Raw genomic sequence first — 17,946 nt, 5'->3', positions numbered from 1 at the left:
AAAAAGTTTCTTCAGGTGTTACGGTGCGCCGACGGGGTGGAGTCCCTGGAACTCCAGGCCCGCCGTCTCTTCGATGCCGAGGGCGACGTTGGCGGCGTGGACCGCCTGTCCCGCCGACCCCTTCATCATGTTGTCGATGGCCGAAAACACGACCAGACGCTTGTTCGCGGGGTCGAGTTCGAAGCCGACTTCGGCCTTGTTGGTCCCCGCGACGGCCTTCGGTTCGGGGTAGCGGTAGACGCCGCCGCCGCCCGCGACGAGTTCGACGAACGGTTCGTCCTCGTACTGGCCCCTGTACGCTCCCCACAGGTCACCCTTGGAGACGGGGCCGTTCGGGAAGACGTGACAGGTCGCGCTCGCGCCCCGGACCATGTCCACCGCGTGGACGGTGAAGGAGACGTCGACGCCGAGGAACTGCTGAATCTCGGCCTCGTGACGGTGCCCCGTCGGGGCGTACGGGCGGACGACGCCCGAACGCTCGGGGTGGCTGGAGGCTTCGCCGCCGCCAGCGCCGCCCTCGCTGGACCCGACCTTCACGTCGACGACGATTTGCTCGTCGCCCGAGAGCACGCCGTGTTCGAACAGCGGAAGCAGTCCCAGAATGGTCGCCGTGGCGTTACAGCCACCGGAGGCGATGAGGTCCGCGCCCGCGAGGTTCTCGCGGTTCAGTTCCGGCAGCGCGTACTCGCTGTCGGCGAGCAGTTCGGGGCGGATGTGCCCGTCGTACCACTCGTCGTACTGTGCCTCGGTGTCCAGACGGAAGTCCGCCGAGAGGTCGACGATGGTGTCCGCGGCGTCCTGGAACTCGTCGATTTGCTCCATCGAGACGCCGTGGGGCGTCGCCGCGAACAGCACGTCCACCGACTCCAACTCCTCGGGCGAGGAAAAGCGCAGGTCGGAGTGGCGGAGGTTCGGGTGCTGGTGGCCGACGGTCTTGTTCTCCTTGGACCGACTCGTGGCCTGTGCGAGTTCGAACTCGGGGTGGCCGTCGAGCAGGCGAAGGAGTTCGCCGCCCGTGAAGCCGGAGCCACCGACGACGCTCGCGGTGTAGGTCATGCGGTTACCTCCGCGTCCGCCTCGCTTGCGGCCTTCGATTCCAGCCAGTCGACGACTTCCGCGGGCACGTCGACGTCGCTGACCTCGTTCAGCGCCTTGAACTCGACGGTGTGGTTGACCTCGTGGACCGTGTAATCGGTCGGGTCGCCGTTCTCGTCGACGCCGACTTCCATGAGGTCGATACCCAGCAGACCGCCGCCGACGGCGGCCGAGGCCTTCTCGACCAGTTCGAGCGCGCGGTCGTCCAGTTCGAAGGTGTTCGTCTCGGCACCCTTCGCCGCGTTGGTGAGCCAGTGGTCCGACGAGCGGACCATCGCCGCGATGGGTTCGCCGTCGACGGCCAGCACGCGGATGTCGCGGCCGGGCTTGTCGACGAACTCCTGAACGTAGAAGATTTTGTGCTCGTAGTGGCCCAGCGTCTCCTTGTGTTCGAGGATGGCCTCGGCGGCCGAGCGGGAGTCGATCTTCGCCATCAGACGACCCCACGACCCGACGACGGGCTTCAACACGCAAGGGTAGCCGAAGTCCTCGATGGATTCGAGGGCGGCGTCCTTCGTGAACGCCACGTCGGTGTCGGGCGTCGGGACGCCCGCCTCGACCAGCGCGAGACTGTTTTTCACCTTGTCCGCACAGGTCTCTGCCACCTCGGGGCCGTTGACGACGGGCACGTCGTAGGCCTTCGCGAACTTCGTCGCGTAGACGCTGCGAGAGGTCGCCAGACAGCGGTCGACGACGATGTCCACGTCCTCGAACGCCTCGGGGGCCTCGCTGATGTTGAACTGCTGTTTGCGGACGTCTATCTTCTCGATTTCGTGGTCACGGTCGCGCAGTTCCGAGAGCAAGAGCTTCTCGTCCCGGCGGATGCGCGAGTAGAGGAGTCCGACTTTCATAGTGTCACCTCGGCGTGTCCGCGTGTCGCGGCGCTAGACGAAGGCGTCACGGACGGCGCAGTGCGCCGCGCCACCGCGGACACCTCACTCACCCCAGTCCTCTTCGAGCTCGGGGGCGCTGTCGAGCTCGACGGGGTCCGTGGCGACGACTTCCAGTTCAGCGCCGCAGGTCGCACAGTCGACAATCTCTCCGACTTCCAGGTCGTCGTGCAGGGACACTTCGGCCCCGCACTCGATGCAGTCTGCCATTGTACCTCTCTCTCGCCGACGTATCCACTTAAAGCCTTCGAACTTATCAGAATAGAATAGTAACGTACACTACCGTCTAACGGCGTCTATATCCCGATTACCGCACGTGCCTGAAATCGATATCAGTAATCTGGTATAATTACCCCTCGCGGGGCTGGTCGTCGCTCACACATATCGGTCGACCTCCGCTCTACGGCGTCCGTGCGCGCTCTCGACGGCGTCCGCGGTCGATTCGAGCGCGGCGCGGTGGGCCGCGAGAACATCTTCGGCCGTCGACAACTGCTCGGCGACGGCGCTCGGCGCGGGGCCGCCGCGGGAGTCGCGCATGGCGACGCTCTCGGCGGGGTCCAGCGCGCGCTCGACGGCCTCGCGCTCGACGAACTCCGACAGTGGCGCGCCCAAGACATCCTCCGCGACGGCCGAGATAGCCTCGTAGTCCGGGGCGTCGTCGTCGGCGTCGAGTCCGGCCGCGGCCTCCGCGACCACTTCGTGCGCCGTGCGGAACGGCACACCCGCCATCGCCAGCAAGTCTGCCACGCCCGTCGCCGTGGCGAAGCCCTCGCTCGCGGCGGCTTCCAGCGTCTCGGCGGGCCAGTCGGCCGTCGCCACTGCCCCGGCGGCGACTTCGACGCTCTCGGTGACGCTGTCGACGGCGTCCCACGCGTGGCGGCCCGCCCGTTGCAGGTCGCGGTTGTACGCGCGGGGTTGCCCCTTCAGGTTCGTCAACAGTCCGTTCAGCCCCGCTGTCGCGTCCCCAGTGCGACCGCGCACCAGTTCCAGCGTGTCGGGGTTCTTCTTCTGGGGCATTATCGAGGACGTCGACGCGTAGTCGTCGTCGAGTTCGACGTGACCCTTACTGGCCATCACGACCACGTCCTCTGCGAGACCGGAGAGCGTCGTCGCCAGCGTCGCGACGGCGCTCGTGACCTCCACGAGGAAGTCCCGGGTCGCCGACGCGTCCATCGAGTTCTCGGCGACGCCGCCGAACCCGAGCAGTTCGGCCGTGCGCTCGCGGTCCACGTCGAACGGCGTCCCCGCGAACGCGGCCGCCCCCAGCGGGTTCTGGTTGACGCGCTCGTAGGCGTCCAACAGGCGAGCGGTGTCGCGCTGGAGCGCCTGCTCGTAGGACAGCACCCAGTGAGCCACGGTGGTCGGCTGTGCGGGCTGGAGGTGCGTGTAGCCGGGCATCACCGTCTCGCGCTCCTCACGGGCGACGGCGAGCAGTTGCTCGCGCGCGCCGACCACCGTCTCGACGAGTTCGAGGACGTCCTCGCGCAGGCGGTAGCGGATACAGGCCGCCACCTCGTCGTTGCGCGAGCGGGCGGTGTGCATCTTCCCGCCTGACTGCCCGACGCGGTCGATGACCGCGCTCTCGATGGCCTCGTGGACGTCCTCGCCGTCGGGCAGGTCGGCGTGTCCGGCCGCCTCGACCGAATCGAGCGCCGACAGAATCTCGCCCGCGATGTCGTCCTCGACGATGCCCTGTTCGGCGAGCATCACGACGTGCGCGCGGTCGACCGCCAGGTCGGCGGCGAAGATGCGCTCGTCGTCGGCCAGCGAGGAGAGGAACGACCGCGCGGGGCCGCCCGCGAAGCGGTCGCGGCGGACCACCGTCTCGTCGGCGTCTGCGTCACCGTCGCGGTCGGCCTCGCTCTCCTCGCGCATCCGTTTACTCCTCCGAGGCCTCGTCGGTCACGGCGTCGCCGCTCCCGTCGGGAACGGCCGTGCCCTTCTTCGCGTTCTCCAAGATGCCGTTGGCGAGACGCGACTGGAAGCCGTGGTACTTCGCGACGCCGGTGGCGTCCTGCTGGGTGATGCCGCCGGTCACGTCCTCCTCGTCGAAGGACGCCGCCGACTCGCTGTAGACGGCGTACTCGGATTCGCGGGAGACCGGGCGGGCGTGCCCGCCTTCGAGTTTCACCGTGACAGAGCCAGTGACGCGCTCGTTCGTGTCGTCGATGAACGCCTCCAGCGCGGAGACCAGCGGCGCGTCCACGAGGCCCTCGTAGGCCTTCTGGGACCACTGCTGGTCGACGTGGTTCTTGAACGCGCGTTCCTCTTGGGTGAGCACGAGGCCTTCGAGCGCCTCGTGGGCCGTCAGCAGGACGGTGGCCGCGGGGTGCTCGTAGTTCTCGCGCACTTTGAGGCCGAGCATGCGGTCTTCCATCATGTCCGTACGGCCGATGCCGTGGGCCCCGGCCTGTTCGTTCAGTTGCTCGATGAGTTCGACCTTGCCCAGTTCCTCGCCGTCGACGGCGACGGCTTCGCCGTCCTCGAACTCGATGTCGACGAGTTCGGCGTCCTTGCCGGAGGGGTTCTCGGTCCACTTGTAGATGTCGTCCTCGGGGATTGTCGAGGGGTCTTCGAGTTCCGAGCCCTCGATGGAACGGCTCCAGAGGTTCGTGTCGATGGAGTAGCGGCCGCCGTCGCCGCCCTCGACGGGCAGGCCCTTCTCGGCGGCGTACTCGTTCTCCCACTCGCGGGTGAGGCCGAGTTCGCGGACCGGGGCGATGACTTCGAGGTCCGAATCGCGCCAGATGGCCTCGAAGCGGAGTTGGTCGTTGCCCTTGCCGGTACAGCCGTGGGCGATGCCGTTACAGCCCTCCTTCTCGGCCACCGAGAGGATGGCCTTCGCGATGACCGGGCGCGCGAGGGCGGTGCCGAGGGGGTAGCCCTGATAGTCGGCGTTGGCCTTCACGGCCTTCAGACAGAGGTCCGCGAACTCTTCCTTGGCGTCGACGACGTACTGCTCGACACCGAGGGCTTCGGCCGTCTCCGCGGCCTCCTCGAACTCGTAGTCGGGCTGGCCGACGTCGACAGTGACGCCGATGACCTCGTCGTAGCCGTACTCCTCTTTCAGCAGCGATACGCAGACTGTCGTGTCGAGCCCACCGGAGAAGGCGAGCGCGACGGTTCCGTTTCCTTCTGGCATGGATGTGTTCTCGTCGGGTTCCGTGGTGTGACTGTCGATTTACGATGACACGCCGGACAGCCGACCGGCGGTAATGTGAGACGAACGAACCGTGAAACGAAGTGTGGAGTAGTAGTGGGCCTAGCGGAGGCCCGGTCGTCGGCGTCGTCGGGGAGAAAAGCGAACGGACCCCTCACTGGCCGGTGCGAGCACGCCAGTCGGCTGGGTCCGCGTCATGTATCTGTGGCTACCGTCGGTTTCGTACTAATAGCTTCCGTGTTCGAAAGGCCGTGGGGCCCGTTCACACGAGAAGGCGTCTCACGAATTGCCGTCGGCGCTGTCGCTGTCAGCGCCACCCTCGGCCCTGCTGGTCTCGTTTGCCGTCGTCCCGTTGCCAATCCGTCGGTCCTCGCTCGTCCCGAAGGAGACGGACGCCTCGTCGGCACCGTCGTCGGTTTCGTTCGCGGTTCGGTTCGCGGCGTCCTCGCTGGCGTCAGCGCCGCGCTCCGCCGGACCGGCGCCCATCCCGCGGTCCTCGCGTTCCGCCGGGCCGCCCGCCCGCTCGCGGCCGGGACGCTCACCGGCGTTCGGGCCAGCGATGCCGCGGGCGATTTCGGCCACCTCCGGCCCGGTCAGTTCCGCGGAGCGCTGAGCGAGCGACCGGATTGCCGTCACGTTCACGCCGTTAGCTTCGAGGGTCTCCGCGGGCAGTCGGTCGGCCCTCTCGCCGGTCTGGGCGGCCAGTCGCTCGGTCGCCCGACTCGACGCGTGGAGTTGGGCGACCCGAGCGCGGTACTCGCTCTGACTCATCGACCCGTTCTCGCGGGCCGCTTCCAGCGCCTCGCGGCGCTGTTCGAGTTCGGCGAGGCGTTCCTCCAGACGCCCGCTCTGTGCGGCGACGACGGCCGCGCGGGCGTCGTCGTCTCTCGCCCGGTCGACGCTGGCGTTGAACGCGCGGGACTGGACCTCACCCTCCAGTTCCGCGCCCTGCACGCCGACTGCTCCGGCGAGTTGCGCGCCGGGAGCGACCGTCTCGTTCGCGCTGGACTGGTCGGTCTGGGTCTGCGTCTGGGTCGCCGTCTCCTGTGCCATCGCGGCGGCCGGGAGGCCCGCCAAGACGCTGGCGACGAGGACGGCGACGACGACCAGAGTGGCTCGTCTCATCGTACACCCTCCTTGTGCCCCGACCCACGTATAAACGGTCGACGCTCAGCCCGATTCAACGACGATTAACGCGGATTAAACCGCCCGACAGCGGCGGTATCGGACTCAGGCCGCGTCGTCCTCGCCGTCCGGGTCGTCCGTCTCCGTCAGGTCTGTATCCGGGAACGTGACGACGTTCTCCCGGCCGATGCGGAACGTCTCCAGTTCGCCCTCGTCTCGCAGGCCGCCGATGACCTGGCTGGTCTTGGCGGCGGTCCAGTCGAGTTCGCTCGCGACTCGTTGCTGTTTGATGCGGCCGCCGTTCTCCCGGAGGAGCTTCAGCACCTGCTCCTCGTTGCTCAGCAGGTCCGCGGGCGGGTCCGCTGGCGGCTGGTCGGCCTCGGTCGTCGAATCGGCCGCCGACTCGCTCCCGGTCGCTTGCTCTGCGGTTGGCGACGGGTCCGGGGCGGCCGCAGTCGTCGCCGCATCCGCCGTGTCACCCTCGCTATCGCCGTCGCCGCCGAACAGGCCGTCACGACGGGCCGTGAACGCGGCTACCGCGAGCGCGAGGACGGCGACCACCACCCCACCGACCAGCACCGGACTGAGGCCGCCGCCACCACCCTGTGCCGCGACCACTCGCGGTTCGTCGGTCCCGAACTGCTGTTGACCCCGCCACGTCGCGGAAGTGTTGGTCCGGTCGTCGGGTTGCGGCGTCACCTGCTCGGCGGCGTAGCCGTCGGGCCACGCGATGGTCAGCGACGTTTCGCCGTCGAGGAACAGGCCAGCGAGCGCGTCACCCGCCTCGATGCGACCGTTCTCGGCGACGGCGAAGTTCGTCCACCGGAACCGGTAGGTAATCACGCCGTACGTCTGCCCGAACGTCTCCTCGCGGGCGGTGACGGTGACGTTCTCGACGGTCATCGACCGCCCCGTGGCGTTCTCGGCGGCGCGGGCGGTCCGAGCCATCCGGTCACCGAAACGGTCGGTGTACGCAGAGCGGTTCGCCTGCACGTCCGCCTGCAACTCCTCGAAGGCCTGCGTCGCGTTCTCGTCGTCGAGTCTGATTCGGTAGGCGACGCGCCACTGGGCGTCCCCGTCGGCCTCCACGTCGGCGGTCATCAGGACCACGTCCGGGTCGACCGACTGCTGTGCCAGTCCGCCGAACGCCGCACCCGCCGCCGTCGCGGGCAGGACGAGGGCGACGGCCAGTAGAACCGCCAGTAGGCGACCAGTTCCTCGCATTGCCCGCCGGTTTGTCGTCGTCGGCAATAGGGCTTGTTGCCCGCGGACGGCCACAAGCGGTTTGTCCCGCAAGCGGGAACCCGCGTCCATGGACCGAGGAGATATCGAAGTCGAGACGCTGCTGAAAGTACTGCTCGTCCTCGTCGTCGTCTGGATAGCGCTGGAAGTCGTCGGGGAGATACTGGGCATCTTCGCGTGGTTGCTCGGTCCGCTCCAGCCCCTCCTCGGGTTGGCGCTGGTCGTCCTCATCGTGCTGTACCTGACCGGCCGCCTGTAGGCCGACCGCGCCGCTTTTGCCGTCCGCCCCACTCGACAGCACCGTGTACAGCCTGAACGTCTCGCTCCCGTCGGCAGTCACTTCGCTTGCGGGCGAGTTGGCCCGCGACCTCCCGCTGGCAGCGGCCCGCCCTCGCGGGGAACACACCCTCGTCGCGAAGCGACTGGGGAGCGGCGACCACGCCGCCTACGCCCGCATCGAGGCGCGTGCCCGCGACGCATTCCGTGGGACCGACCCGTTCGCCGTCCGCGTCACCGGCGTCGAGCAGTTCGAGACGGCGGTGACCGGCCCCTCGCCGGTGGTGTACCTCGCGGTGGAGAGTCCGGGCCTGCGGGCGCTCCACGACCGTCTCTGCGAGGGGTTCGACCCGGTCGACGGGATGGAAGGCGAGGCGTACGTCCCCCACGTCACCGTCGCGCGCGGGGGCGACCCGGCGGCGGCCGACCGCCTCTGCGCCCGAGAAATCGAGCCTATCGAGTGGAACGTCGAAGAATTACGCTTTCACGACGCCGAACGCGGACAGTCGGTCACGCGAGTCTCGCTTCCCGCGTAGGTATCCCGCAACTCAACGGTACGTTTTTGCCGTCCCCCGCCGTCCCGTTCCAGTATGGATTATCGGGAGGTCGACACCGCCTCGGAGTTCGTCTGCCGACTGGACCACGGCGCGGACTGGCGCGGCGAAATCGAGGCGTTCGCCGACGACGAGGACATCGACGCGGCCTTCTTCTACGGCCTCGGCGCGGTGCAGGACGCCGAGATATGGTTCTACGACCAAGACAGGCAGGAGTACGACCCCGTCGCGTTCGACGAACCGCTGGAAGTCGCCGCGTGCATGGGCAACGTCTCGTGGCTGGACGGGGAGCGCTTCGCCCACACCCACGCCGTGCTCTCGCGGCCCGACGGCGAGGCCGTCGCGGGCCACCTGAACGCCGGCACCGTCTGGGCCGGGGAACTGTACGTCCGGGCGTTCGATACCCGCCTCGAACGCGAACACGACGAACCAACCGACCTCGACCTCTGGGAGCTATAGGATGCGCGAGGCCGACGAACGGTACTTCGAAACGCTGGAGACGGAACTCGAGACGGCGATGTCCGTCGCCGAACGCGCCCGCGAACGCGGCGGCGACCCCAAACCGGAAGTCGAGATTCCGACCGCGCGGGACATGGCCGACCGCGTCGAGAACATCCTCGGCATCGACGGCGTCGCCGAACGGGTCCGCGAGTTGGAGGGGCAGATGTCCCGCGAGGAGGCCGCCCTCGAACTCGTCGACGACTTCGTCGACGGCAACGTCGGGGACTACGACACCCGCGAGGGAAAAGTCGAGGGCGCGGTGCGGACGGCCGTCGCCCTCCTGACCGAGGGCGTCGTCGCCGCCCCCATCGAGGGCATCGACCGCGTCGAGTTGCTCGAAAACGACGACGGGACGGAGTTCATCAACGTCTACTACGCCGGACCGATTCGCTCCGCGGGCGGGACCGCACAGGCCCTCTCTGTCCTCGTGGCCGACTACGCCCGCGCCCTGCTGGGCATCGACGAGTACAAGGCCCGAGACGAGGAAATCGGGCGCTACGCCGAGGAAATCGCGCTGTACGACAAGGACACCGGCCTCCAGTACTCCCCGAAGGAGAAGGAGACGAAGTTCATCGCCGAGCACATGCCCATCATGCTCGACGGGGAGGCGACCGGCGACGAGGAGGTGTCGGGGTATCGGGACCTCGAACGCGTCGACTCCAACTCCGCCCGCGGCGGGATGTGTCTCGTCCTCGCGGAGGGTATCGCCCTGAAAGCGCCGAAGATTCAGCGCTACACCCGGAATCTGGACGAGGTCGACTGGCCGTGGCTACAGGACCTCATCGACGGCACTATCGGCAAAGACGACGGGGGCGAGACAGACGACGGCGGGGACGGCGACGACGCGGACGACGCGGGTGACACTGACGACGGAGACGAGACGGAGAGCGACGACGACCACGCGGGACCGCCCCGCGTCGACCCCGCGAAGAAGTACCTGCGGGACCTCATCGCCGGACGACCGGTCTTCTCACATCCCTCGAAATCCGGCGGGTTCCGCCTGCGCTACGGCCGGGCGCGCAACCACGGGTTCGCGACGGCGGGGGTCCACCCCGCGACGATGCATCTCGTCGACGACTTCCTCGCGACCGGGACGCAGATAAAGACCGAGCGACCGGGGAAGGCCGCCGGTGTGGTCCCCGTCGACACCATCGAGGGGCCGACGGTCCGACTGGCCAACGGCGACGTACGCCGCATCGACGACGCCGAGGAGGCGCTGGAAGTCCGCAACGGCGTCGAGAAGATTCTGGACCTCGGCGAGTACCTCGTGAACTACGGCGAGTTCGTCGAGAACAACCATCCGCTCGCCCCCGCCTCTTACACCGTCGAGTGGTGGGAACAGGACCTCGACGCCGCCGGGGCCGACGTGCAGGCGATGGCCGACGACCCGAGCGTGGACCTCGCGGACCCCAGCGCCGAGCAAGCCCTGCAGTGGGCCAGCGAGCACGACGCCCCCTTGCACCCGAAGTACACCTACCTCTGGCACGACGTGAGCGTCGAGGGGATGTGCGCACTGGCCGACGCCATCGACGCGGGACAGGTCGCCCAGACCGACGGGGCCGTCGTCGAGGGACCGGGAAGCGCCGCCGACGGCGACCTCGTCCTGCCGCGCTCCGAGGCCGTGCAGACGGCGCTGGAACACGCGCTGGTCGAGCACTCACAGGACGAGGACCGCCTCGTCGTCCCCGACTGGGTCCCGCTGGTGCGGACCCTCGGTTTCTCCCGGTCGCTGGAGCGCGAGTGGACCGACGACGACCTCTCGGAACGGGCCTGCACCTACGGCGAGGGCGAGTCCACCGACGCCATCGGCTACGTGGAAGCCGACAACGAGGGCGACGGCCTGAACGCCATCCTCGCGGTCAACGAAATCTCGCCGTTCGAAGTCCGGGAGCGCGCCCCGACCCGCATCGGCAACCGGATGGGCCGCCCGGAGAAGTCGGAACGGCGGGACCTCTCACCCGCGGTCCACACCCTCTACCCCATCGGCGAGGCGGGCGGGTCACAGCGCAGCGTCGCCGACGCGACCAAACACGCCGACACGATGAGCGACACGCCAGGCCACGTCGAGGTGGAAGTCGCCCGGCGGCGGTGTCCCGACTGCGGGACCGAGACCCACGAGGCCCGCTGTCCGGAGTGTCAGGCCCTCGCGGAGACGGTGTACGTCTGCCGGGACTGCGAGAACGAGGTCGAACCCGACGAGTCCGGCCGCGCGGAGTGTCCCCGGTGTGAGACGCTGGCCTCGCCGACCCAGTACAAGGTGCTGGACCTCCGGCAGACCTACCGGGACGCCCTCGAGAACGCCGAGGAACGGGAGACGGCCTTCGACACGCTGAAAGCGGTCAAGGGGCTCACCTCCGAGGAGAAACTGCCCGAACCGATGGAGAAGGGCATCCTCCGGGCGAAACACGACGTGTCGGCGTTCAAAGACGGCACGGTCCGCTACGACATGACCGACCTGCCGGTGACCGCCGTCCGCCCCGCCGAACTCGACGTTGAACCCGAGCGCCTGCGCCATCTGGGCTACGAGACGGACATCCACGGCGACCCGCTGACCCACGCCGACCAACTGGTCGAACTGAAAGTGCAGGACATCGTCCTCTCGGACGGCGCGGCCGAACACATGCTACAGACCGCGGCGTTCGTCGACGACCTGCTCTCGCAGTACTACGGCTTGGAGCCGTACTACGAGTTCGACGACCGCGACGACCTCGTGGGCGAACTCGTCTTCGGGATGGCCCCCCACACCTCCGCGGCGACCGTGGGTCGGGTCGTCGGCTTTACCTCTGCGGCGGTGGGCTACGCGCATCCGTACTTCCACGCCGCGAAACGGCGCAACTGCTTCCACCCGGAGACGAAAGTCTGGTACGAGGACGAGGAGGGTCGCCACCACTACGAGCGGATAGCGACACTAGTCGAGGAGCGACTCGACGCAGACACAGGTACGGAGGACGACTTCGGGACCCTCGTACAGGAATTGGATGGAAACGTATCCGTTCCGTCACTTACTGCGGATGGTACGCCAACAGTGCAGTCAGTTGAAGCAGTATCGAAGCATCCGGCACCCGAGCATCTCGTGCGAATCGAAACACAGAGCGGACGGGAACTGACGGTCACGCCGGACCACGAGATGCGGCGCTGGCGTGACGGCATCGAGTCGGCTCGGGCGCACGAAATCAAGGTCGGCGATACGCTCCCAGCCCCGGATTCCGTATCAATCGAGGGGGAGCAAACGGAGTATGACCTCCTCGAAGAATTCCTCGCCGTCGAATCCGTCTCGAACGATGACCTCGTTATCCGGGATATCGGTTCCGAACAGTTGAAACACATCCTCGCTGCTGCGACGCCGGGAGACGGCTACTGCAAGGCCACGGCGGACGAACTCGGTATCAGCCAGTCAACGGTGTATAATTGGGTTTCACGCGACAGCATCCCCGTTTCGGTACTCACGACGTTGCTCGGAAGGGAACGAGTCGTCGAGCAGGTTCCCACGGATGTAAGCCTAGGGATACGGCGAGAGACGGCTACCGTCGAACGGCAGTTCACCGTGAACACGCCGATGGCAACGGTCCTCGGATACTACGCCGCAGAAGGATTCACCCGTCGAGAGCCGGGAGAATGCTACCAGACGACGATTTGTACGCCTGACGAGACGGCACGAAACCACATCATCGAAACCGTCGACGAGGGACTCGGTATCGACGCCTACGAGGAAAACGAGTGGAAAGTGACGATGTCGAGCCGCCTCGTGGCCGCGTTATTCGCGGATATATTGGATGCTGGCTGTCGGGCAGAGACGAAACGAATCCCGAACTGTATCGTCTCTGGGACGGATGACGCGGCAGCCGCGTTCCTCGCCGCATACTTCAGTGGGGACGGCAGTGCTTCCACGGACCGTATCGAGATACGTGCACACACGGTGAGTGACGAACTGGCTTCGGACACTGTCGCACTGCTAAAGCGGTTCGGAATCGCGGCAAAGACCTACACTGAACGGCGTACCGTCGAGAGCGGGCCGGTCGCGGAGTTCTACGACGAATCACCGAGCTTCGAGACGACGGTGCTCAAGCTCACGTCAGAGTTTGCCGCCCGCTTTGCCGACCGAGTTGGGTTTCACCTCGACCGGAAGCAGGAAACGCTGACTAGTGCACTCGACGATGTCGAATTACGGTCACAGCGACTGTTCGGCGACGGGGGCGATTTGCTCCTCGACGAAGTAGTCTCGGTGGACTACGTCGAGAGCGACATAACACACACGTACTGCGTAACTGTCGAAGACACGCACACGCTCGTTGCGAACGATGTATTTATCGGCCAGTGTGACGGCGACGAGGACTGCGTGATGCTCCTGATGGACGGCCTGCTCAACTTCTCGAAGTCCTACCTCCCCAACAAGCGCGGCGGGCAGATGGACGCCCCCCTCGTCATGTCCTCGCGCATCGACCCCAGCGAAATCGACGACGAGGCCCACAACATGGATATCATGGACCGCTACCCGCGGGAGTTCTACGAGGCGACCCGCGAACTCGCCGACCCCGCCGAAGTGGAGGACATCATGAAAATCGCCGAGGAGACGCTGGGCACCGACCGCGAGTACACCGACTTCCGGCACACCCACGACACGACGGACCTCGCGGCCGGGCCGGACCTCTCGGCGTACAAGACCCTCGGGTCGATGGAGGACAAGATGGACGCCCAACTGTCCATCTCCCGGAAACTGCGGGCCGTCGTCGAGTCCGACGTGGCCGAGCGCATCATCGAGTACCACTTCCTGCCGGACCTCATCGGGAACCTGCGGGCTTTCTCCAGACAGGAGGTGCGCTGTCTGGACTGCGGGGAGTCGTACCGGCGGATGCCCCTGACCGGCGACTGCCGGGAGTGTGGCGGCCGGGTGAACCTCACCGTCCACGAGGGGTCGGTCAACAAGTACATCGACACGGCCATCCGCGTCGCCGACGAGTTCGGGGCCAGAGACTACACGAAACAGCGCCTGAAGATTCTCGAGCGCTCCATCGAATCGGTCTTCGAGAACGACCACAACAAACAGTCGGGTATCGCCGACTTCATGTGACGCCGTCGGCGGTCTTGCACCACCGCAAGACGGACGTGTGACGGCCGTCCGATGGGTGTTTTTGCTGTGTGGGACCAACTAGCATCCATGCCGCCAAGCCACATGCAAGTGGTAACAAGCGACCCCGAGCGGAGCGGCGTCCCCGCCCGCATGGAACGGTTCGAAGTGACACTTTTGGAGTACCAAATCGCCGCGTTAGAGCAGGAACTGGACCGCGAACGACAGCGACGACAGGCGGTCGTTGACCGCTACGAGCAACTGTTGGCCGAACAGTAGCTATCGGACGGCCGCGCCGGTGACCTCGAAGCGCGCGCCGCCGTCCTCGCTCTCGCCCGCGGCGACCTCCCACCCGTGGGCCTGGGCGATAGTCTGGACGATGTACAGGCCGTAGCCCGTCCCGTCCGCGCTGTCGGTGTATCCCATGTCGAACACGTTCTCGCGCTCGGACTCGGGGATGCCCGGACCGTCGTCGGCGACGTAGAAGCCGTCGGCGAGGCGGCCGACGGTGACGGTCACGTGGTCGTCCTCTCCCGCCCCGTGCTCAACGGCGTTCCGGAACAGGTTCTCCAGCAGTTCGACCAGTCGGGAGTGGTCGGCCTCGATGGTCCCCACCGCCTCCGTCTCGACGGTGAGGCGGTCGTCGCTGATGGACCGCCGGGCGTCGGCGACAGCGTCCGCGACGTCCACGGCGGTCGTCTCGCCGACGGTCTGACCTCGTTTTGCGAGCGTGAGCAGTTCGTCAGTCAACTGCTCCATCCGTTCGAGCGCGTCGCCGATTTTCTCCAGATAGGCGTCTTGGGGGTCGTCGCGGGCGAGTTCGACGTAGGCGTCGGCGACGCTCAGCGGGTTGCGCAGGTCGTGGCTGACGATGCTGGCGAACTCCTCTAAGCGCTCGTTCTGGTGTTCGAGTTCGCGCTCGCGTTCCGCGCGGTCCAAGGCCGCCTCGACGTTGGCCGCGAGGATGTTCGCGAGGTCAACCGTGAACTCGTCGACCGTCTCGTCGCCGGTGGTGATGCCGAACACACCGTGGTCGCCGACGGGGAGGAGCGCCGCGACCGGATTGCTCGCCACGTCCCACTCGGCGACGGCCGCCGCGCCGTCCTCGACGACGAACAGCGACTCGCCGCGCTCGTAGGCCCGGGCGTACCACGCCGCGTAGCGGTCGTAGACGGACCCCCCCTCGGTGTCGACCGGGGCGAGGTCGCCGGTCGACTCGTCGACGAGAGCGACCTGCACGCGCGGCAGGGCCGGGATGTCCTTGGCGATGGCGACGGTCACCTCGCCGATTTCCGTGCGGTCGCCCGCCCGAACGAGGTCGCGACTGGCCTCGTGGACCGCCCGGACCATGTGCTCTTGGCGCTTCTCCTCGGTCACGTCGCGGGTCCCGCCGACGGTGCCGATGGGCGTCCCCGACCGGTCGTATCGGGGCGCTTTCGTCGTGTTGACCCAGCGACTCCGCCCCTCGGCGTCGACGTAGTGTTCGACCTTGTTGAGCATCGGGTCGCCCGAGGCCATAATCCGCTGTTCCTCCTCGTACAGGTCGTCGGCGAGGCCGTGGGGCATCAGTTCGTAGTCGGTCAGCCCGACCATCTCCGCGCGCTCGAACTCGTACTCGCTGGCGGTGACCCTGCTCGTGTCGACGAACCGCCCCACGTCGTCCTTGATGAATATCTGATGGGGGTACGACTCCAACAGCGAGTGCAGGAGCGTCGCGTCGGATTCGGCGTGGCGCTCGCTCCCCGCCGCCTGCCGGACCCGGCGGACGATGAGTTCCGTGCGCTTCGGGTCCATCGTCATCGCCGTCTCGCCGCCGTGGGCCAAGACGCGGTGTGTGAACAGTCGCGTCGTCGTGCTCATCGAGCCGATATCGTGGCCGTAGACGGCGACTCGACACGCCGGGAGGCGGTCCAACAGCGCGTCGAGTTGCTCGAAGCCATCGACGGCCGGGCGCGTCTCGGTCTTCGGGGCGTGCAGCAGGATACAGCAGTCCACGCCCGCCCCGACGGTCGCCGCTTCCTCGTGGACGCGCACGTCGATGGACTCGGCTCCTCGAAGGGCGGTGATGACGGGGTCCAGACGGCCGTCCGGGTCGACGCAGGCGACCGTCAGCGAATCGCCCTCGCCGTCGGCGCCGTCGCTCATCGGACCTCCAGCCCGGTTATCTCGAACCGGATGTGTTCGCCGTCCTCGTCGGCGGTCGAAACCTCCCAGCCGTACGCCTCGGCGATGGTCGAGACGATGTACTGTCCGTAGTGGGTCCAGTCGGCCGTATCCAGCGGTCGTGTCACCGGGGCCTCGTCGACCGTCGCGACCCCGTTCACTTGTTCGATAGTGATACCCGCGTCGATGTGGCCGACCCGGATGGTCGGCGCGTCGGCCGTCTGCTTGAGCAACACCGAGAAGAGGTTTTCGAGGAGTTCGCGGAGGCGGTCCTCGTCGGCGACGACCGTCCGCGGGTCGTCGAGTTCGAGGGTCGCCTCGCCGGTGTCGACCGCGCCCCAGGCCGCCCCCGCGAGCGCCGCGACGTCGACAGCGACGCGGTCGCCGGTAATCTCCCCCTGTCGGGCCAGCGTCAGCAGTTCGTCGACGAGGCGGTCCATCTGCCCCAGCGACGTGTAGATTCGCTCGACGTGTTCGGAGTGCTCCTCGAGCATGTCCGTCGCGCCAACCGCCACCTGCAACGGGTTGCGCAGGTCGTGGCTGACCATCGTCGTGAACGCTTCGAGGCGCTGGTTCTGCGTCTCAAGTTCGCGCTCGCGCTCCCGGAGTTGCCGTTCGCGCTCGGCACGGTCCAGCGAGGCTTCGACCGTCGCCGCCAACACGTTCGCCAAATCCAGCGTGAATTCGTCGAGGGAGTCCGCGGGACGCATCCCGAGCACCCCGTGGTCGCCGAGCGGTAACACGACGGCCTCGATGTCGTCGGCGTCACCGGCCTCGGTCCGGATTCTCCGCCCGTTCGGCCCGGTCGCGACGTACTGCGGATCGCCCGTCTCGACGGCCCGCCGGAACCAGTTGTCGTACGCCTCGAACACGTCCGGCATCTCGCGGGAGATGTCGGCCGGGCGGAGCGTCGTCCCGTCGTAAAGGACGAGTTCCACCGACGGGAGGATACCGATTTGCTCGACGATGTCTAAGGTCACCCGGCAGATGTCGGCCGTCGTCTCGGCCCGCATCAGGTCGCGGCTCCCCTCGTTGAGCGCGGCGACGAGTTGCTCGCGGCGGCGCAGACGGGTCACGTCGCGGGTCTCGCCGACGATACCGGTCACCTCACCCCCCTCGCCGTAGCGCGGGACCTTCGTCGAGGCCACCCAGCGGTCCTCGCCGTCCTCGATGAAGTGTTCGACGACGTTCACCTGCGGGTCGTCCGCCTCGCGGATGCGTTGCTCCTGTTCGTACAGCGCGTCCGCGAGGTCCGGGTGGAACAGTTCGTAGTCGGTCAGCCCGACTAGCTGGTCGCGAGAGTACCCCTGTGGCCGCGTCGTCTCCTGACTCCCGATAGCGATGCGCGAGAGGTCGTCCTTGACGAAGGCGTCCGCGGGGTAGTGCGCGAAGAAGTCCTCCAGCAGTTGCTCGGGGGGCCCGAAATCGTTCCCGAGGACGGCACAGCGAAAGCGCCGCGCCAACAGTTCCTCTCGCTCCGGCGGGACGTACACCGCGTCGGCCGCCCCCGCGTCGAGGGCGGCGACGGCCACGTCGGCCCCCGGAAATCCGACGGCGTAGAGGACGACCGGGACCGAGACGTGGTCGAGTGCCGTCTCGACGCCCGCGACACCGTCGACTGGCGGGTCCGTCGTCTCGTCGTGCGGAACAACGACGAAGTCGTACGCGTCTGTCGCCGTCGTCGCCAACGTCGCCGGGTCGTCGATGCGGGTTATCTCGAACCCGTGGTCAGAAAGCGGTGCGACGAGTTCACCGAGTCGGCCCCCACCGTCGGCGAACAGCGCTTCGATGTGCTGCTGTTCCTCCTGTCCCATGCCACCACTTCGTTACTCGACAGTGTGGAGCGCGAAAGATAACGATTCCCCTCGAACAATC

14 protein-coding genes are annotated in these 17,946 nt (G+C 67.2%); 5 read left to right on the top strand and 9 right to left on the bottom strand.

Annotated elements, in window-relative coordinates; genetic code table 11:
• Nucleotides 1-18: 18 nt before the first annotated feature.
• The 7 genes from argC to NJQ44_RS00885 form a co-directional block, all read right to left on the bottom strand.
• Nucleotides 19-1,056 (bottom strand): N-acetyl-gamma-glutamyl-phosphate reductase, encoded by a 1,038-nt coding sequence (gene argC, locus NJQ44_RS00915; RefSeq protein WP_254272805.1) that lies wholly within the window; start codon nt 1,054-1,056, stop codon nt 19-21.
• Nucleotides 1,053-1,946, bottom strand: coding sequence for a lysine biosynthesis protein LysX (gene lysX / locus NJQ44_RS00910; RefSeq protein WP_254272804.1), 894 nt, complete (start codon nt 1,944-1,946; stop codon nt 1,053-1,055). Before lysX ends, argC begins: the two co-directional genes overlap by 4 nt.
• Nucleotides 1,947-2,030: 84 nt before the next feature.
• Complete coding sequence (gene lysW, locus NJQ44_RS00905; RefSeq protein ID WP_254272803.1) at nt 2,031-2,195, bottom strand: lysine biosynthesis protein LysW; 165 nt, start codon at nt 2,193-2,195, stop codon at nt 2,031-2,033.
• Nucleotides 2,196-2,360: 165 nt separating this feature from the next.
• Nucleotides 2,361-3,860, bottom strand: a complete 1,500-nt coding sequence (argH, locus tag NJQ44_RS00900; RefSeq protein WP_254272802.1) for an argininosuccinate lyase — start codon at nt 3,858-3,860, stop codon at nt 2,361-2,363.
• Nucleotides 3,861-3,864: 4 nt separating this feature from the next.
• Nucleotides 3,865-5,127 carry an argininosuccinate synthase gene (locus NJQ44_RS00895; protein WP_254272801.1) on the bottom strand — a complete coding sequence of 421 codons (1,263 nt, stop codon included), beginning with the start codon at nt 5,125-5,127 and terminating at the stop codon, nt 3,865-3,867.
• A gap of 297 nt (nt 5,128-5,424) precedes the next feature.
• Nucleotides 5,425-6,270: a DUF7096 domain-containing protein gene (locus NJQ44_RS00890; protein WP_254272800.1), complete on the bottom strand. Its 846-nt coding sequence runs from the start codon at nt 6,268-6,270 to the stop codon at nt 5,425-5,427.
• Nucleotides 6,271-6,375: 105 nt separating this feature from the next.
• Nucleotides 6,376-7,494: a DUF7345 domain-containing protein gene (locus NJQ44_RS00885; protein ID WP_254272799.1), complete on the bottom strand. Its 1,119-nt coding sequence runs from the start codon at nt 7,492-7,494 to the stop codon at nt 6,376-6,378.
• Nucleotides 7,495-7,582: 88 nt separating this feature from the next.
• On the opposite strand from NJQ44_RS00885, the gene NJQ44_RS00880 reads away from it, so the two are divergent.
• The 5 genes from NJQ44_RS00880 (at nt 7,583) to NJQ44_RS00860 (ending at nt 14,187) form a co-directional block, all read left to right on the top strand.
• A complete protein-coding gene (locus NJQ44_RS00880) occupies nt 7,583-7,771 on the top strand; it encodes a DUF7554 family protein (protein ID WP_254272798.1) in 189 nt (62 codons plus the stop codon).
• Between the two features lie 43 nt (nt 7,772-7,814).
• Nucleotides 7,815-8,324 carry a 2'-5' RNA ligase family protein gene (locus NJQ44_RS00875; RefSeq protein ID WP_254272797.1) on the top strand — a complete coding sequence of 170 codons (510 nt, stop codon included), beginning with the start codon at nt 7,815-7,817 and terminating at the stop codon, nt 8,322-8,324.
• 54 nt (nt 8,325-8,378) lie between these two features.
• Nucleotides 8,379-8,801, top strand: a complete 423-nt coding sequence (locus tag NJQ44_RS00870) for a PPC domain-containing DNA-binding protein (protein WP_254272796.1) — start codon at nt 8,379-8,381, stop codon at nt 8,799-8,801.
• Between the two features lies 1 nt (nt 8,802).
• Nucleotides 8,803-13,911, top strand: a complete 5,109-nt coding sequence (gene polC / locus NJQ44_RS00865; protein WP_254272795.1) for a DNA polymerase II large subunit — start codon at nt 8,803-8,805, stop codon at nt 13,909-13,911.
• A gap of 87 nt (nt 13,912-13,998) precedes the next feature.
• Nucleotides 13,999-14,187, top strand: a complete 189-nt coding sequence (locus NJQ44_RS00860) for a hypothetical protein (protein ID WP_254272794.1) — start codon at nt 13,999-14,001, stop codon at nt 14,185-14,187.
• On the opposite strand, the gene NJQ44_RS00855 is transcribed toward NJQ44_RS00860, so the two are convergent.
• Nucleotides 14,188-16,053, bottom strand: a complete 1,866-nt coding sequence (locus NJQ44_RS00855) for a PAS domain-containing sensor histidine kinase (RefSeq protein WP_254272793.1) — start codon at nt 16,051-16,053, stop codon at nt 14,188-14,190.
• On the bottom strand, nt 16,050-17,885 hold the full coding sequence (locus NJQ44_RS00850; RefSeq protein WP_254272792.1) for a PAS domain-containing sensor histidine kinase: 1,836 nt from the start codon (nt 17,883-17,885) through the stop codon (nt 16,050-16,052). Before NJQ44_RS00850 ends, NJQ44_RS00855 begins: the two co-directional genes overlap by 4 nt.
• Nucleotides 17,886-17,946: the final 61 nt, after the last annotated feature.

Origin of the sequence: Haloarcula marina (assembly GCF_024218775.1) — an archaeon.
Classification (GTDB): domain Archaea; phylum Halobacteriota; class Halobacteria; order Halobacteriales; family Haloarculaceae; genus Haloarcula; species Haloarcula marina.
The sequence above is the reverse complement of the archived record's forward strand: the minus strand, read 5'-3'. Positions and strand labels throughout refer to the sequence as shown.

What these genes read in the sequence shown, in the direction of transcription:
- polC (WP_254272795.1), top strand. Translation starts at nt 8,803, where the DNA reads ATGCGCGAGGCCGACGAACGGTACTTCGAAACGCTGGAGACGGAACTC.
- NJQ44_RS00890 (WP_254272800.1), bottom strand. Translation starts at nt 6,270, where the DNA reads ATGAGACGAGCCACTCTGGTCGTCGTCGCCGTCCTCGTCGCCAGCGTC.
- NJQ44_RS00860 (WP_254272794.1), top strand. Translation starts at nt 13,999, where the DNA reads ATGCCGCCAAGCCACATGCAAGTGGTAACAAGCGACCCCGAGCGGAGC.
- argH (WP_254272802.1), bottom strand. Translation starts at nt 3,860, where the DNA reads ATGCGCGAGGAGAGCGAGGCCGACCGCGACGGTGACGCAGACGCCGAC.
- argC (WP_254272805.1), bottom strand. Translation starts at nt 1,056, where the DNA reads ATGACCTACACCGCGAGCGTCGTCGGTGGCTCCGGCTTCACGGGCGGC.
- NJQ44_RS00885 (WP_254272799.1), bottom strand. Translation starts at nt 7,494, where the DNA reads ATGCGAGGAACTGGTCGCCTACTGGCGGTTCTACTGGCCGTCGCCCTC.
- NJQ44_RS00870 (WP_254272796.1), top strand. Translation starts at nt 8,379, where the DNA reads ATGGATTATCGGGAGGTCGACACCGCCTCGGAGTTCGTCTGCCGACTG.
- NJQ44_RS00855 (WP_254272793.1), bottom strand. Translation starts at nt 16,053, where the DNA reads ATGAGCGACGGCGCCGACGGCGAGGGCGATTCGCTGACGGTCGCCTGC.
- NJQ44_RS00850 (WP_254272792.1), bottom strand. Translation starts at nt 17,885, where the DNA reads ATGGGACAGGAGGAACAGCAGCACATCGAAGCGCTGTTCGCCGACGGT.
- lysW (WP_254272803.1), bottom strand. Translation starts at nt 2,195, where the DNA reads ATGGCAGACTGCATCGAGTGCGGGGCCGAAGTGTCCCTGCACGACGAC.
- NJQ44_RS00895 (WP_254272801.1), bottom strand. Translation starts at nt 5,127, where the DNA reads ATGCCAGAAGGAAACGGAACCGTCGCGCTCGCCTTCTCCGGTGGGCTC.
- lysX (WP_254272804.1), bottom strand. Translation starts at nt 1,946, where the DNA reads ATGAAAGTCGGACTCCTCTACTCGCGCATCCGCCGGGACGAGAAGCTC.
- NJQ44_RS00880 (WP_254272798.1), top strand. Translation starts at nt 7,583, where the DNA reads ATGGACCGAGGAGATATCGAAGTCGAGACGCTGCTGAAAGTACTGCTC.